Annotated in this window: 7 protein-coding genes; 6 read left to right on the top strand and 1 reads right to left on the bottom strand. The window is 62.7% G+C overall.

The genetic code is table 11. The annotated features are described in order from the left end of the window. The 3 genes from B3605_RS10955 to B3605_RS10945 form a co-directional block, all read left to right on the top strand. On the top strand, window positions 1-1,164 hold a 1,164-nt coding region (locus B3605_RS10955), incomplete at its 5' end, for an MFS transporter (protein WP_296433836.1). 135 nt (window positions 1,165-1,299) lie between these two features. After that, complete coding sequence (locus tag B3605_RS10950) at window positions 1,300-1,683, top strand: MbcA/ParS/Xre antitoxin family protein (protein WP_112944449.1); 384 nt, start codon at window positions 1,300-1,302, stop codon at window positions 1,681-1,683. Further along, window positions 1,643-2,401 carry an RES family NAD+ phosphorylase gene (locus B3605_RS10945; RefSeq protein WP_112944448.1) on the top strand — a complete coding sequence of 253 codons (759 nt, stop codon included), beginning with the start codon at window positions 1,643-1,645 and terminating at the stop codon, window positions 2,399-2,401. The genes B3605_RS10950 and B3605_RS10945 overlap by 41 nt, the downstream gene beginning before the upstream one ends. Before the next feature lie 2 nt (window positions 2,402-2,403). Here B3605_RS10945 and B3605_RS10940 read toward each other — a convergent pair whose 3' ends face one another. After that, window positions 2,404-2,850, bottom strand: a complete 447-nt coding sequence (locus B3605_RS10940; protein WP_112944447.1) for a MarR family winged helix-turn-helix transcriptional regulator — start codon at window positions 2,848-2,850, stop codon at window positions 2,404-2,406. Between the two features lie 83 nt (window positions 2,851-2,933). Here B3605_RS10940 and B3605_RS10935 point away from each other — a divergent pair, with 83 nt between their 5' ends. From B3605_RS10935 to B3605_RS10925, 3 genes are all read left to right on the top strand, one after another. After that, window positions 2,934-3,662 carry a DUF899 domain-containing protein gene (locus tag B3605_RS10935; RefSeq protein WP_112944446.1) on the top strand — a complete coding sequence of 243 codons (729 nt, stop codon included), beginning with the start codon at window positions 2,934-2,936 and terminating at the stop codon, window positions 3,660-3,662. 73 nt (window positions 3,663-3,735) lie between these two features. Continuing rightward, the gene (locus tag B3605_RS10930) at window positions 3,736-4,515 is read left to right on the top strand and encodes a VOC family protein (protein WP_112944445.1); all 780 of its coding nucleotides are present in this window, start codon (window positions 3,736-3,738) and stop codon (window positions 4,513-4,515) included. A 256-nt stretch (window positions 4,516-4,771) separates the two neighbouring features. After that, window positions 4,772-17,962, top strand: a complete 13,191-nt coding sequence (locus B3605_RS10925) for a DUF5801 repeats-in-toxin domain-containing protein (RefSeq protein WP_296433831.1) — start codon at window positions 4,772-4,774, stop codon at window positions 17,960-17,962. Window positions 17,963-18,124: the final 162 nt, after the last annotated feature.

Here is an 18,124-nt window from a genome sequence, read left to right as displayed (position 1 = left end):
GGCATGACCGCGGCCCAGTTCGGCTTTGCCGCCGGCATCTTCTTCGTTGGCTATATCGTTCTGGAAATCCCCAGCAACCTGGCGCTCCACAAATACGGCGCTCGCCGCTGGCTCGCCCGCATCATGGTGACCTGGGGCGTCGTTGCGATGCTCTTCACCTGGGTCAGCAGCGTCACCGGCCTTTATTCGCTGCGCTTCCTGCTCGGCGTTGCCGAGGCCGGCTTCTTCCCCGGCGCCATCCTCTATCTCAGCACCTGGGTTCCCGGCCGCCATCGCGCCAAGATTCTGGCGCTCTTCTATCTGGCCCAGCCGCTGACGACAGTTATCGGCGCGCCGATCGCTTCGCTGCTCATCCAGGCACACGGCCTGTTCGGCTACGAAGGCTGGCGCATCATGTTCTTCGGCGTCGCCGTTCCTGCGATCGTCGTCGGCATCATCACCTGGTTCTACCTGCCCGACACCCCGACCGCCGCCAAGTGGCTGACCTCGGAAGAGCGTGACTGGCTGAACCGCGAACTCGCCAAGGAAGAAGCTGGCAAGCTCTCCGGCCACGGCTCGATGACCCTGCAGGCACTCAAGGACAAGCGCGTCTGGCTGCTTTCGGTCATCTACTTCGGCCTGATCTACGGCCTCTATGCACTGGCCTTCTTCCTGCCGACCATCATCGCCGGCTTCGAAACCAAGTTCGGCACCAAGTTCAACGTCTTCGACAAGGGGCTGATCACGGCGATCCCGTATCTGCCGGCCGCCGTCGCGCTGTTCTTCTGGAGCCGCGATGCGTCCAAGCGTGGCGTCCGCGCCTGGCACGTCGGTATTCCGGCTCTGGTCGGCGCAATCAGCATCCCGCTCGCTCTGCTGATGTCGTCCCCTGAGGCAACCGTCATCGCCATCACGCTCACCGCCTGCACGATCTTCTCGGCGCTGCCGAACTTCTGGTCCTTCCCCTCGCGCTTCCTCACGGGTGCCGCGGCTGCCGCAGGCATCGCGCTCATCAACACCGTGGGCAACATCGCAGGTTTCGCGGCACCCTACATCACCGGTGCTGTGAAGGATGCCACGGGTCTCTACGAGATGCCGATGTTCATCGTCGGCGCCCTGATGCTGATCTCGGCCCTTCTGGCCTTCTCGATCGGCAAGACCATCAAGGACCCATCGGTGAAGTAAGCTTGGCCTTTATGACTATTGGCAACCCGGTCTGCACTGCAGGCCGGGTTGTTTTCTTTTCGGGCGGAATTCCCGCCGACCATCTTTCCATTAGAAATATAATCGCTATATTGTTTCCAGGGAAAGGAAATCGCCATGGCCATCGCCCATACGATATCAGGCACGCAGCCCCAGGAAGCCGTCGTCATCACCAAGGCTGCCGTTGCCGCCGCCGAGCGCCTCGGCATCAGTGCCCGCACGCTGTCATCAGTGCTTGGCCTGTCGGAAGCCACGGTATCGCGCATGAAGCGGCAGGACTACCTGCTCGAACGCGGCTCGAAACCCTTCGAACTCGCCATCCTGCTCGTGCGCCTGTTCCGCTCGCTGGATGCCATCGTCGGCGGTGATGAGGCGGTCGCGCGCTCATGGCTGCGCAATGCCAACACCGCGCTCGGCGCCACGCCGCTCGAAAAGATCGTCAGCATATCAGGATTGACCGATGTCCTCGCCTACCTGGACGCCCGCCGCGCTATCGTCTGAAGCGCGACCCGTCTCCGGCCGCTTCTGGCGATTGGTGGAGGCGCAGCATCAGATCTCGACCTTGAAGATCGTCGATACGCTGGAAGAGCAGGCCCTGCTCGAAACGCTGCTGGAAGAAAGCAAGCCGGTCCTGCCGCCGGAATGCAAGGGCCTCGACTATCTCCTGGCAACACCCTTCCGCTACGGCGCTATCTATCCCCACGGCTCGCGCTTCCGCCGGGCAGGGCGCACGCTCGGCGTCTACTATGCGTCGGAAGCAGTCGAAACCGCCATATCGGAGATGGCCTTCTACCGGCTGCTGTTCTACGCCGATTCCCCCGATACGCCGCTTCCCGCCAACGCCGCCGAATACACCGCCTTTGCAGCGTCTATCGAGACGCCGCGCGCCATAGACCTTACCGCGCCGCCGCTTGATCGCGACCGTGCGGTCTGGACCGATCCCCAGCGCTACGAGCCCTGCCAGACGCTGGCTGATGCCGCCCGCGAGGCCGATTGCCAGGCGATCCTCTACGCCTCGGTGCGCGATCCCGGCCATCGCCGCAACATCGCGCTGCTCACCGCCTCGGCCTTTGCCGCGCGCGATCCGGTCGAGCGCCAGACATGGCGCCTGCGGCTCTCCGCGACCGGCGTCCAGGCGCTCTGCGAATTTCCGAAGGCAAGAATTGGGTTTACTCGCGCCGATTTCGGCGAAGACCCGCGCATAGCCAACAAGATCTGAGCCTAGGCCAGCGCCTGCAGATCCTGCCGCAGCCGCTCGGCATTGCCCTCGGGCAACGTCTGTTCCAGCGCCGCATGCGTGCTTTCCCAGATCGGCAGCGCGGCGGTCAGCACCCGCATGCCCTCGGGCGTCAACCGCAGCAGCCGTCCGCGCTTGTCCCGTGGGTTCGGAAAGACCTCGACCCAGCCGCGCCGTTGCAGCGGCTTCAGCGCCGCCGTCAGCGTCGTCTGGTCCATGGCGAGCAGCTTGGCGACCGGCCCCATCGGCGGCGGTTCCGGCCGGTTCAGCGACATCATCAGCGAGAATTGCCCATTGGTCAGCCCCGCCGGCCGCAGCGCATCGTCGAACAGCCGCGCCAAGGCCCGCGCCGCCCGCTGCGCGTGCAGGCACAGACACGTGTCGCGCACCAGAAGCGTCGTCGCGAAAGGAATGTCGGTAGCGTTTGACATGTCTAATTTCTATTGATATCAATATATATAGTCAAGGAAAGGAGAATGGACCGTTTCGGTCGCGCCGGAGGAGGGCGCACACGATGCAGAACCAAGTCGTTTCCCGCGAAGAATGGCTCGAAGCCCGCCGCGCGCTGCTTCTCAAGGAGAAGGAAGCAACGCATCTGAGGGACAAGGTCAATGCCGAGCGCATGGCGCTTCCCTGGGTCAAGGTCGAGAAGGACTATGCCTTCGACACGCCCGATGGCAAGAGATCGCTCAGCGAGCTCTTCGATGGCCGCAGCCAGCTGATCATCTACCATTTCATGCTCGGTCCCGATTGGGAGGCCGGCTGCCCCGGTTGCTCGTTCCTGTCCGACCATGTCGATGGCACGCTGCCGCATCTGAACAACCACGATGTCACCTGGGTCGCCGTTTCCCGCGCCCCCGTCGCCAAGATCGAGGCCTACAAGACCAGGATGGGCTGGAAGTTCCCCTGGGTATCCTCGGCATCGAGCGACTTCAACTTCGACTATCACGTGTCGTTCAGCCCGGAAGATCTCGGCAAGGATAAAGTATTCTACAACTTTACTTCGATCCCGCCCGAAGATGCCAATGACGAACTGCCGGGATTGAGCGCCTTCTACAAAAACGAGAAGGGCGAGATCTTCCACACCTACTCCAGCTACGCCCGCGGCTCGGAAGAGCTGATCGGCACGCTGATGATCCTCGACCGCGCGCCGAAGGGCCGCAACGAGGACTCGACGATGAACTTCGTCAAGCGCCACGACGAGTATGCTGAAGCGCCAAAGGCGTCATCCTGCTGCCACTGAGGCCTGAGATCATGGGCGCCTGAGATCATCACGCCTGCATCGACGCAACGAAGAACGTGAAAGGGAGATCACGATGTCGGAGACCCACGGCAAGTTCATCTGGTGCGAATTGATGACGCCCGATACCAAGGGCGCCAAGGATTTCTATACGAAGGTCGTCGGCTGGACGACCAGCGAAATGACCGTCCCCGGCATGCCGCCCTATAATATCTTCGAGGCCGATGGCGTCGGCCGCGCCGGCATGATGGTCTTTCCCGCAGAGCTGGAAGGCACCGGCATCCCGCCGAACTGGACCGGCTATGTCGCCGTCGACGATGTCGATCAGAGCGCCCAGGATTTCGCCGCCAATGGCGGCTCCGTCCGCCGCCCGCCCGAGGATATCCCCGAAATCGGCCGCTTCGCCGTAGTCGCCGACCCGCATGGCGCCGTGATCTGCATCATGACGCCGGCGCCGATGGACAGCCCGCCGCCGGAAGCGGCGATGGGCGCGCCGGGCACGCTCGGCTGGAGCGAACTCTACGCCGGCGACGGCGGTGAGGCCTTCACCTTTTACGAAAAGCTCTTCGGCTGGACCAAGGACCATGATTTCGACATGGGCCCGATGGGCGTCTACCGCATCTTCGCAGAACACGGCACGCCCGTCGGCGGGATGATGACGAAGCCGGAGAATGTGCCGATGCCGGCCTGGGCCTATTACTTCAACGTCCCCGCCATCGATTCCGCCATCGAGCGGGTCAAGGCCGGCGGCGGCCAGGTCGTCAACGGCCCGATGGAAGTGCCCGGCGGTAGCTGGGTGATACAGGCGATCGACCCCCAGGGCGCCTTCTTCTGCCTTGTGGCGCCGGCCCGCTGAGGCCTGGCAAGATCCGCTTGAAAGCAACTGAGACACTCTCGAATCGGCCCCGGAAACGGGGCCGTTCTGCTGTGGCGAAAAGCCTCTATCGTTCTATTTTTATTAGAATTTTACCGACTAAGCGGTTTTGCGGTTAACCGTTCTTAAACATTTCTGGGTGGATGCATAACCGGCTATATCGGCGCCTATAGGGCAGTATTGCTTTTGTATCTTCGGCGGAATTATTTGGCCTCAGTTTCTCATTGGGGTATTTTGTATGTCTATCGAAGATTCTCGCATCTCTGCCGTTGAAAATGAAAACGCATCGCATGACTTGATCTCCGATATTCATCAGGACGCCCGCCTGCAGACTTCCGCCCGTGGTGGCGTCGAGGTCGCACAGGCCGGAACCACTCAGCCGAGCGATCAGCAGGGCGCTCAGTCGACTGAAACGACCGGCCGCTTGCCGGCAGCTCAAGAGGCGGCCGCAGCCGCACCCGCTGGCCAGGTTGTCCCGGATCAGAACAACATCGCCCATCTGCCGGCAGGCACCGCGATCGACGATATCCACGTCCGCGGCAACGACCTCGTCCTCGTTCAGGCCGATGGCACCGAGATCGTCATCGTTAACGGCGCGCTCCACGTTCCGACCTTCTTGCTCGGCGAAGTCGAGCTCCCCCAGCAGGCCGTGATCGCCGCTCTCGAACAGAGCAACATCAACGTCGCCGCCGGCCCCGACGGCTCCTACTCCGCCAGCTCCTCGCCTTCGAGCTCCGGCGCCAATTTCCAGGACTCGATCCAGGGCAACGCCGGCGACCCGACGCAGCTCGCTTCGCTGCTGGCTGATACGCAGCAGGCTGACAGCGCGCCCGAGCGCACGCCCGATCTGAACGACGACGTGCCGACTGCGCTTGCCAATGCCGTGGTTCTGCTCGACGACAGCTCGCTGCCGGGCGGGAACGGCGAAGCCACGCTCTTGAACACCACTGGCACGCTCGGCTTTCTCTCCGGCGCCGATGGTATCGGCTCCGTTCTGCTGACGGGCGCCGGTCTCGCCAACACAGCTGCCGGTGAAGGCTCCTTCTTCCAGACTGTGGGCGCCGACGGCCGCAGCATCGTGATCTCGCAGGTCCAGCATGGTACCAACGTCACCGTTCTGACCGTCACGCTGAGCGATACCACCTCCGGCATCTACACCATCGTCCAGAACGTCGCGATCCAGCACGCGCTCGGCCAGGGCGAAAACACCCAGGCCTTCACCATCGGGTACCAGGTCAAGGACAAGGACGGCGACGCGGCAAACGGCACACTGACGCTGAACGTCAAGGACGACGTCATCGCCTGGAGCCCGTCCGAAGATAGCAATACGACAGTCAACGAGCACAATCTCGGCAACGGCGGTGAAACGCCGGTTCCGCTGCGCGAGGCCGTATCCTCGTCATCCACGACTGCTTCCGGCGATCTTCACATCTCCTGGGGCGCCGACAACTACGACGTCGAAGGTGCCAATGATGGCGTCGGCCGCTCGCTCGTCTTCGCCTCGACCGAATCCGCAGTCACTTCGGCCCTGCCGCTGACGTCGAATGGCGTCGCGCTCACCTACGCCCTGTCGGAAGACGGCACCACTCTGACTGCAAGCGCAGGCAAGGAAACCATTTTCACGGTCAGCCTCAACGACGATGGCACCGGCAGCTACACGTTCACCCTGCAGGGCCCGCTCGATCATCCGGCCGCCGGCCAGGACAGCCTCGGCATCGGCTTCCATGTCGTCGCGACCGATTCCGACGGCGATCCGGCTAACGTCGACTTCACCGTTTCGGTTACCGATGACGTTCCCACCGCCCAGGGCCAGATCCGTACGCACTATGTCGAGGAAGAAGAACTCGCCGGCGGCAACGAGGACGACCGTCCCGGTCGGGACTCGCCGGATGCCGATGGCTATTATCCGGGTCGCGGCCACCTCAACCCGACGACCAACGAGACGAGTGGTTCGCTGCACATCTCCTGGGGCTCCGACAACGGCAACGCCGTCGCCAACGGCGGCGTCGGCGGTCTCGGCGACCGCTCGGTTGTGTTTGACGCGGTCGATGGCTCGAAGGTTCTGACGACCGAAGAGGCATCGGCTCTCTTTACGGTCAAGAGCGGCGAAACGACGCTCGACCTCGGCAGCCTGAAGTCTGGCGGCGAGACGCTTACCTACACGCTGTCGGAAAACGGCACGGTTCTGACCGCCAGCGCCGGCGAAAAGACCATCTTCACCGTAACGCTGACCGACACCGGTGCCGGTGGCTACAGCTTCGTACTGTCTGGCGTCCTTGATCACCCGGTCACGGCATCGGGCGCCCGCAACGAAGATGTTCTGTCGCTCGCCTTCAACGCCGTCGTGCGCGATGCCGATGGCGACCAGATCACCACGCATTTCACCATCGGCGTCATCGACGACAGCCCGATCGTCTCCGCGAACGGCGCCGTGCAGCTCGACGACGGCGCCTTCAAGGGCGGCAACGGCGAGCCTTTGATCGCCAATACCACAGGCACGCTCGCTCATTCCTACGGCGCCGACGGCGTCGGCTCGCTCGTCCTGACGACGGCAGGCTTCGCCGCATCGGCCTCCGGCGAGGGTTCGTTCTTCGAAACCGTCTCGGAAGACGGAAGCCGCATCGTGATCTCGCAGATCCAGCACGGCACCGTGGTCAACGTCCTGAGCATCGCGCTCGACGACACGACTTCCGGCAAGTATACGGTCACCCAGCTGGCTCCGGTCCAGCATGCGGCCGGCAACGGTCAGACCGGCGAGGCCGACCAGTCCTTCACCATCGGCTACCGCGTCACGGATGGCGACGGCGACACCGCCAATGGCTCGCTGACCATCAACGTCAAGGACGACGTCATCTCTTGGACCAAGTCCGACAGCGCCAGCGTCAACGAAGACGATTTGCGCGGCGGCAATGATGCATGGCCGGAATCCACCAAGGTATCCGGTAACCTCAACATTTCCTGGGGAGCGGACAACTACGACAAGCCGGGCGCCAACGATGGTGCCGGCCGCTCGCTGGTCTTCGTAACGACGGGTGCCGAAAGCCACGCAGGCGTTGTCTCGGCCGTCGATAGCCTCGGCAATGCGATTGCGCTCACCTCAGAGGGACAGGCGCTGAGCTACCGCCTGACCGATGGCGGCACCAAGCTGGTCGCAACCGCCCACGGCGAAACCATCTTCACCGTCACCATCAGCGATGACGGCACCGGCAAGTATAATTTCGAGCTACAGGGCTCGCTCGACCAGAACGTTCAGGGCGACGACGCGCTGAAGCTGACCTTCCACACGGTTGCGACCGATTCCGACGGCGACCCGAAGAATGTCGATTTCTCTGTCTCCGTGGTTGATGACGTGCCGGTGGCGATCGGCCAGATCATCACCCGCTACGTCGAGGAAGAAGCGCTGAAGGGCGGCAACGAGGATACCTCGCCCGGCGTTGACGGCGATTACGAGTTCTTCGGCCACCACGTTGACGTCACCGGCAATTCGGCTGGTGGCTCGCTCAACATCTTCTGGGGCTCCGACAGCGCCAACGCCGTGATCAATGGCGGCGTCGGCGGTCTCGGCGATCGCTCCGTGGTCTTCGGTACGGTCGTCGGCTCGACGGATCTGACGAACAGCGAAGCGGCCGCGATTTTCTCGATCAAGAGCGGCAACCAGACGATCTCGCCCGCCAACCTGACCTCCGGCGGCGAGCATCTGACCTATACACTGTCGGCCAATGGCACGGTGCTCACCGCCTATGCCGGCAAGGACGTCGTCTTCACCGTTTCGCTCTCCGATACCGGCAGCGGCGCCTACAACTTCGTTTTGTCCGGCACGCTCGACCATCCGGTCAAGGCATCGGGTGCGGGCAATGAAGATGTCCTGTCGCTCTCCTTCAACGCCATCGTCCGCGACAGCGACGGCGACAAAATCACCACCAACTTCACGATCGGCGTCATCGATGACAGCCCGATCGTTTCGTCCAACAACACGGTACAGCTCGACGACGATGCACTCGCGGGCGGTAACCCCGGCGGCAACGGCGACGACCTCAACGCTGTCAACGTCACCGGCACGTTGGCGCATTCCTATGGCGCCGATGGTGTCGGCTCGCTCCTGCTGACGGGCGCCGGTTTCGGCACGTCGGTTCGTGGAGAGGGCAACTATTCGCAGTCGGTCAGCGCCGACGGCAAGACGCTCGTCATCTCGCAGATCCAGAACGGCGCCTCGGTGGCCGTCCTGACCATCACGCTCGACGACACGACGTCCGGCAAGTACACGGTGGTGCAGAACAACCCGGTCATGCACGACAGCGGCCGCAATGAAAACAACGAGATCTTCACCGTCACCTACCAGGTGAAGGACGGCGACGGCGACACGGCAAACGGCACGCTGACGATCAACGTCGACGACGACACACCGACCGTTTCGAACAACGCCACGGTCAGGCTCGACGATGACGCGCTGGCTGGCGGTAACGCCGGCGGCACGGGCGATGATGTCGATGCACAGAATGTTACCGGTACGCTGGCCCATTCCTATGGTGCAGACGGCGCCGGCTCGACGCTGCTGACGGGGGCCACTTTCGAGGGTCGCAACTCTGGCGAGGGCAGCTACTCGCAGTCGCTGAACCAGAACGGCAAGGTCCTGGCGATCTTCCAGGTCCAGGATGGTCATTACGTGAAAGTTCTGACCATCACGCTCGACGACACGACGTCGGGCAAATATACGGTGGTGCAGAACAACCCGGTCCAGCACGCAACCGGCAACGATGAAAATAATGCAACCTTCACCGTCAACTACCAGGTGAAAGACGACGATGGAGACACGGCAAACGGCACGCTGACGATCAACGTCGACGACGACACGCCGACCGTCTCCGAAAACGCCACCGTCAAGCTCGACGACGATGCGCTGTCCGGCGGCAATCCTGACGGCGTCGGCGATGACGTGAACGCACAGAACGTCACCGGTACGCTGGCACATTCTTACGGTGCAGACGGCGCCGGTTCGGTCCTGCTGACAGGCGCCGGCTACGGCACCACGGCTTCTGGAGAGGGCAACTACTCGCAGTCGATCACCAACGGCGGCAAGACGCTCGTCATTTCGCAGATCCAGCACGGCGAAAAGGTGGCCGTCCTGACCGTCACGCTCAGCGACACCACATCAGGCAGCTACACGGTCGTTCAGAACCATGCTGTCATCCATGCGGCCGGCAATGACGAAAACAATGCAACCTTCACCATCAATTATCAGGTGAAAGACGGCGATGGCGATCCGGCCAACGGCACGCTGTCCATCATCGTCAACGACGATACGCCGACGGTCTCGTCGAATGAAATGGTCGTTCTCGATGACGACGCCTTCCCAGGCGGCAACCCCGGCGGTAACGGCGACACGGAAAATGCCGTAAACGTCACCGGCATCCTCGCGCATTCCTATGGCGCCGACGGCGCGGGCTCCGTTCTGTGGGCAAGCAGCATCGCCAAGATTGATCTTCCCTCGGGCTTTACGACCACGACGTCGACTGACGGCAAGGTCCTGACCGTGACGCAGATGCAGGGCACCACACCCGTTGTTGTTCTGGTTGCAACCATCACCAACACCACGACGGGCGCCTATTCGGTCGAGCAGAAAGCCCCGATCGACCACCGCGGCTCCAATCCCGGTATCGAAGACAATCTCGACTTCAAGCTCAGCTATATCGTCACTGACGGCGATTCCGACAAGGCCACCGGCCAGATCACGATCCGCGTCAACGACGACACACCGACCGTTGCAGCCAATGACGTCGTCAAGCTCGACGACGACGCCATGACCGGCGGCAATGCTGGCGGCACGGGCGACGATGTCGACGCTGCAAACGTCAAGGGTATTTTGGCGCATTCCTACGGCGCAGATGGCGCCGGCTCGCTGCTCCTGACCGGCGCCGGCCTTGCGACGACAGCTTCGACCGAGGGCGCTTTCTCGCAGTCTCTGTCGACCGACGGCAAGACGCTTGTCATCTCGCAGATCCAGCACGGCAGCGCCGTCACGGTTCTCACCGTCACGCTCGACGACACGACGTCGGGCAAGTACACGGTGACGCAGAACCATGCGATCCAGCACGCTGCGGGTTCCGATGAAAACAATCAGACCTTCACGGTCACTTACAATGTGAAGGACGGCGACGGTGACGTTGTCGGCGGCTCGTTGGCGATCAGCGTCAATGATGACACCCCGACCATCGTATCTCCGACGCTCGGCCACGCCGCCGAAGTCGGCTCCTCGCAGATCCTTGCCAATGGCACCTTCGAGCAGAACAGCCTGGCGACCGGCCAGAACGGCGTGGTCGAAGACGGCAGGGGCAACTACAGCTACAGCGCCCCGACCGGCTGGACCATCACCGGCGGCGTCGGCGGCTTGTTCGCACCGGCAACCTCGATCGTTTCGGCTGAAGGTCACGATGGCGGCAACGTCGTGTGGCTGCGCGAAGGCGCAACGCTTGCCAGGGACACCGGCACGACGCTTTCTGCCGGCCAAGTCTACTCGCTGCACTTCGACGTCGGCAACCGCGCCGACCAGGATTTTGGCGGCGGCATCGCCAAGCTGATCGCCACCAATGGCAACCAGACGGTCGTGCTCTCGCAGATCAGCCTGACGGAACCGGCCGACGGCAAGTGGGGTTCGATCGACCTGAACTCGCCTGTCATCGGCAGCGACTATGCCGGTTGGCAGCTGCGCGTCGAAATCACCCAGACGAGCGGCACTGGCAACCAGATCCTCATCGACGACGTCGAGCTGCGCCAGTTCACGCCGTCGGTCGCGACCGGCTCGCTCGGCATCAGCTGGGGTGCTGACAACAATGTCGACCTGCGCGGCGTCACCTTCGACACCCAGCAGCCGACGGGCCTGACCTCGAACGGCGATGCGATCCACTACACGCTCTCCGCCAACAACACGATCCTGACGGCGATCTCCGCCGATGGCCGCACCATCTTCACGGTCGAACTCTCGAAGGTGACGGGCGAATACAAGCTCACGCTTCTCGACACGCTCGACCACCAGTCGGTGCCGCAGGGTGGCCTGCAGTTCGCCTTCACTGCGACCGACGCCGATGGCGATCCGGCTTCGAGCCACTTTGCGGTGGCTGTCGCCGATGATAAGCCTGTTGTCTCCAACCCCACCGGCATCGCGCCGGGCGTATCCAACGCCGGCGTTGACGAAAGTGGCATCGTCGCAGCCGGCGGCCAGCCGGCAGGCACCAATGCCGGCCACGAGAACGTCGCGACCGGTAATCTGCTGGTCAACTTCGGTGCAGACGGCTTCGGCTCCACGGCCTTCTCCGGCAAGTTCGATGTTCCAAACGGCAAGAGCGGTTCGCTGGTTGCCGGCGGCGCGGGCGCCGATAGCGGCCTGACGTCCGATGGCCGCACCGTCTTCTTCAGCCTCTCGGCCGACGCGCACACGATCGAAGGCCGCACCGCAAGCGGCGAAGTCATCCTGCGCGCCGTTCTCAACCAGGGCGATGCCGGCTGGAAGGTCACGCTGCTTGGCAATATAGACCATCAGCCGGGCGACTCCGGCCGTGGCGAAGGCCAGTCGCTGAACTTCACCGTTGTCGCCACCGACGGTGACGGCGACAGCGTCAATCTGACACTCTCCACCCGCATCCACGACGACAAGCCCGTCATCGCGGCGCCTGCCGATACCGGCCACCTCGCCGAAAGCGGCCTGCCGTTCGTGTCTGTCGATGCCGGTTCGCTGCACGTCAATCTCGGCGCGGACAACAAGGCGACGCATGTCGAAATCGGCCTCGGCGCCGATGGCAAGCCCGTCATCAACGCTGGCCTGACCTCCGATGGAGTCGCGCTCGACTACCTCGTTCGTCCGACCAACGGTGGCGACCAGGAAATCGTTGCCTTCAAGCACGGTGACAGCGCCGACAACCCGGTCTTCATCGTCGCCGTCGTTCGCGAAGGCAGCTTCGTTGCCACGCTCTACCAGAACCTCGACCACGCGCCGGGCAGCGATACGCTGACGCTCAACCTCGTCGCTCGCGTCTATGACGGCGACGGCGATTACGTCGATCAGAAGTTCTCGGTCGCAGTGGCCGACAGCCAGCCGACCATCACCGGCCCGCTGCAGAACGTGAACCTACTCTCCAACGGCGACTTCACCGGCGGCACCTGGGCGCACGCCGAAAGCTGGGGCGCCTGGGCGACCGAATCCACCGGCTGGAAGATCGAGGGCACTGCTCCCGGCCAGACCGGCGTTCAGCTCGAAAAGATCGTGGGAACCTACTTCGGTCTCGCCTCGTCCAACGGCCACCCGATGGTCGATCTCGGTGCCTCGCCGGGTAACGTCTCGATCTCGCAGAGCGTGACGGGCCTGACCGCCGGCGACAAGTACACGATCAGCTTCGAAATCGGCTCGTCCGATCCGAACTCGTCGGCTCTCGAGGTTCACTGGAACAACGAGGTCTACACCTACGCGGTGACGGGCAAGATGACGACCGTCACGCTCGATGTCACGGCGGGAAGCGGCAGCAATACGCTGACCTTCAAGGAAATCGGCAACGCCAACGACAACACCGGCACCTATCTCGCCAATGTCAGCCTGACGCATGGCGCAGCCGTTCCGGTCTTCACCGGTACGACCGTCGAAGACAGCGGCGAGATCAAGTTCAACCTGCATGCAGGCACGGACTTCAATTTTGGCGCTGACGAAAAGGGCTCCGTGGACTTCGACAAGTCGCATGTCACGATCTCCACGCCATCGGGCACGACGATCACACTGCCTGAGACCGCCTACAGCTACGATCAGAAGACCGGCGTCTTCACGATCAACCCCGGTTACAGCTTCGACGGCCTCAGCGCAGGCGAGGTCGCCAAGATCACCATCCCGTTCACCGTCACCGACGGCGACGGCGACAGCAAGTCGGCTGTTTACCAGCTGACGGTGACAGGCACGAACGACATCGTCAGAAGTTCGGTGGGCTTCCCGGAAACCGGAACGATCACCGAGTATCAGGCGACCGACGCCCGCGCCGGCTCGCCAACGGATCGCACCGAATTTGACGCACCCGCGGGTTACGCTGGCCACAATGGCGGTGGCTTCTGGATCTACGATGACCAGGGCGACAAGCACAGTGTGACGGTGACCGCCGGCGGGACCGGCTATTTCGGCACGCTGGTCGCTTCCGTCGGCGAGGAAACCGCCAATGACGGCGTCGGCTGGGTCGATTGGAAGTATCACGTCAACGACGCGACGCTGAACAAGCTCGCCGAAGGCGAGACCCGCACCGAAATCTTCCACGTCACGGTCGACGACGGCCACGGCACGTCAACGACGCGCGACATCACTGTCAAGCTTGTCGGCACTAACGACAAGCCGGTCTTCGAAATCGCCGGCGACGTTTCGGTCAACGTGACCGAGGATACCAAGCCGACGACAACGGGCACGATCAACTTCACCGACGCCGACCTGATCGACACCCATGCCGCGACCGTAACGGCGCCGCAGGGCCCGACCTACGGCACCTTCACGCTCGGCGCCGTGACCGAAGCCGCCACGACGGAAGGCGGCAGCGTCGGCTGGACCTATACGCTGAACAGCTCGGCGCAGGCGCTGGCGGCAGGTGAGGCCCACGTCGAGACGTATACTGTCAAGATCGACGACGGCCATGGCGGCGTGATCAGCAAGGACGTGCTGGTCACCATCACCGGCACCAACGATGCGCCGGTTGCCTACGCAGACGTCGTCAACGTCAGCGAGGATGCAACCGCCTCCGCGTCTGCCCTGACGGGAGTTCTCGCCAACGACACGGATGTCGATAACGGCGATAAGGCGGCTCTCGTCGTCAGCGCCGTCGGTGCAGGCACGTCCAATGCCGCATTGACCAGCATCACCTCCGTTGCTGCGGTGGTCATCCATGGCACCTACGGCGATCTCAGCATCAAGTCCGATGGCAGCTACAGCTATTCGCCGAACAACGGCGAAGCGCAGAAGCTGGCGCAAGGCGCGACTGCCGATGACGTCTTCACCTACACCGCAAAGGACCCCAGCGGCGCGACATCGAGCTCGACGCTGACATTCCACATCACCGGCACCAACGAAGCGCCGACGGCCGTCGCCAATGTGGTCAACGTCACCGAGGACACCACGTATGCTGCCCTTGACCGCGCGGCCGGCGTGCTTGGCAACGACACGGATGTCGACAGCGGCGAAACCGCAAAGCTTGTCGTGAGCGCGGTTGCTCCCGGCACGGCCGGCACCTTCGCCAGTGTCGCCTCCGACGTCGCGTTGATCGTCCATGGCACCTACGGCGATCTCAGCATCAAGTCTGACGGCAGCTACAGCTATTCGCCGAACAACGGCGAAGCGCAGAAGCTGGCTCAGGGCGCCACCGCCGATGACGTCTTCACCTACAAGGCGAAGGATCCCTCCGGCGCGGAATCCAGCTCGACGCTGACCTTCCACATCACCGGCACTGACGATCCGGCCGTCATCACGGGCGACGTCAACGGCTCCGTCACGGAAGCGAATGGCATTAATGCAGGTATTCCGGTTGCGACGGGCAATCTCCAGTTGACGGATGTCGACAACCCTGCCGACGTCTGGAAGGCCGTCACCGATGCCAAGGCGACCGCCTATGGCAGCTTCACGATCGACGACAAGGGCAATTGGCACTACCAGCTCGACAACGGCAACCCCGCCGTCAATGCGCTCAATAACGGCCAGCATCTGAGCGATAGCTTCACAGTGTACTCGCTGAACGGAGCGTCTCAGATTGTAAACATCCGGATCGACGGCGCGACCGATGTCTCGTTGCTTTCGGTGGTGGAGTCTGTGCCGACGACCGGTCGTTACGCATTCGCCGACAACAGCGATCTGCCGAACGTCATCAACTTCGCGGTATCGTCACTGTTCTCGGGTGGCAGCGGTCAGCTCAGCTATGCGTTCGAGAAGGTTTCCGCGACCGACTCCGACGATTGGCTCAACAAGGGCGTGACCGTCACCGGAAATCCGCGCGAGAATTTCTGGGAAGGATGGTCCTACGACAGCGATGGCGATGCTGGCCTTTACGTCTACCGGGTCACGGCGACGGACAGCACCGGCGCGACGCGAACCAACTACGTCGCCTTCAACGCTATCGCCAGCTACGGCGAGGCGATCACCGTCACCAACAATGCCAGCGGCAACGGCAACAATAAAAACTCCTATGCCTACGCAAACAGCGACTTTGGGGATCTGATCACGATCGACCCCCATGCTCCTGACAAGACGCTCTCTGCCGGTGGCGGCCATGACGTCGTGATCGGCAATAGCGATGGCAACACCATCGACGGTGGTTCGGGCGATGATGCCATCTATGGCATGGCCGGCAATGACACGCTTTACGGCGGGTCGGGTGACGACTTCATCGACGGTGGTGACGGCAACGACACGATCGAAGGGGATTCGGGTGACGACGTTCTGCTTGGCGGCGCCGGCGACGACACGTTCAACTACACCATCGGCGATGGCACGGACATCGTGGTTGGCGGAACCGGCACGGATACGCTGGCGATAACTGGAACCTCTTCCAACGATACCCTTGATGTCATCGTCTCCGGCGGCGTGATCACGCAGTTCGAAGGCGGCACGGTAAGCGGTGTCGAGATCGTGACAGCCAATCTTGGCAACGGCTCCGACACGCTGAGCTATGCCGGAACGACCGAAGCGATCACCATTGATCTGGCTGCAGGCACGGCGACCGGTTTCAACTCGATCTCCGGCATCGAAAACTTTGTCGGCGGTTCCAACACCGGCGACACGCTGAGGGTTGCTGGCGGCTTCATCAACACGAGCGACAGCCAGATCACCAGCATCGAAAACATCACCATGACATCCAGCGGCACGCTCGATGTCTCCAGGCAGTCGGAAAGCCTGACGATCAACGGCACCAGCGGCGTCGACAACATCTTCGCCGGCAAGGGCGGCGGTACGATCAATACCGGTTCGGGCGGTGGCAGCGTCGTCATCGATGCGACCAATGTGACCGGCAAGACCTGGGACGTTAACCTCGGGCTGGACCGCGCAGCCGATACGATTGTGTTCAAGCACGGCAGCGTAGGCAACAGCGACAATGCCATCGCAAACGTCTCGAACTTCGACGTCAGTGTTGACAAAATCGTGATCAAGGTCGACAGCGCCGTTGTTACGGATGGCGCATTCGCATCGAACGTCGCGAACAATGCGAACGTCGTCGGCAAGGAGATCATTGCGATCACCACGACCGTGACCGACTTCACAGCTGACGGCGCGAACGGACTTGTCGAACAGGCCGTGGCGGGAGCCATCGGCAGGATCGGAACCGGGACCTATACCGTGGTCGTTTATGGCGCAGCCGGAGCTGCGATCTATTCGATGTTGGTCACAAACAACGAGAGCGGAAACAACGGCAATCTCGTTGCGACCGACTTCAGCATCGAACACGTCATGACACTTGCGGGCGTGGCTGCAGGAAGCCTGACGGCCAACAATTTCGCGAAGTTGCCGAATGGTGTCGACCCCATCATCCTCGACCTCGACCACAACGGCGTCGCGCTCACCACCCTCGAGCATGGCGTCTCCTTCGACATCAATGCCGATGGTCATCAGGACAAGATCGCCTGGACGGCCGGTACCGATGGCATCCTGGCTTACGATGTGGATGGAAACGGCAAGATCGACAATGGCAGCGAGATCTTCTCGCCGCACTTTGCCGGTGGCAATTATGTCGATGGTCTGGCTGCGCTTGCGACGCTCGACAGCAACCATGATGGCAAGATCGATGCGGCCGATGAGGCCTTCTCGAAGCTCACCATCTGGCAGGATCTGAACCACAATGGCATCAGCGATGCCGGCGAGCTTTCGAGCCTTGCCGATCATCAGATCGCCAGCCTGTCGCTCGATGCGCATGCTTCGGATAGCGCGATCAACGGTCAGGCGATCCTGGCCGATGGCAGCTACACGCTGACGGATGGCTCCACCGGCCACTTCGTCGAAGTTGCCTTCGATGCCACGCTCGGCAGCGCCGACGACAACCATGCCTACTCGCTGATCGGCAGCGATGGCAACGACACGCTCTCGGGCGCCGGCGGCATGTATACGCTGACGGGTGGCGCAGGGGCCGATACCTTCGTGCTCGATGCCGACGCGCTTTCGGATGTGAAGATCGCCGACGTGATCACCGACTACAAGGCCGGCGAGGGCGACACGCTCGACGTGTCGAAGCTCCTCGACAGCCTGCTCGGCCACCAGGCCACCGAAGCCGAGGCGCTCTCGAGCGTCAAGACGACGGTCCAGGGTGCCGACACGGTGGTCAGCGTCAACGCCAATGGCGGCTGGCACGACGTGGCGGTTCTCCAGAACACCACGGAAGCGGTCAAGATCCTGTTCGACGACAAGCACGACACCACCACCGCGCCGCATGTCGGCTAAGGTGTGACGGACAGGCGGACCGCTCCGCCTCACATGACAAGGGAAAAGGCGCGCGAGCGCCTTTTCGCGTTTGAGAGGCATGAGCGGGGTGAGGGGCGGACGGCTCCCCATCGCCGCGCGATCGAGACACGGAGCATGGTCGGGCAGCCGGGCGTCGCGGCC

The sequence above is a fragment of the Rhizobium sp. UBA1881 genome (assembly GCF_002338015.1).
In the GTDB taxonomy this organism is placed as follows: domain Bacteria; phylum Pseudomonadota; class Alphaproteobacteria; order Rhizobiales; family Rhizobiaceae; genus Rhizobium.
The sequence above is the reverse complement of the archived record's forward strand: the minus strand, read 5'-3'. Positions and strand labels throughout refer to the sequence as shown.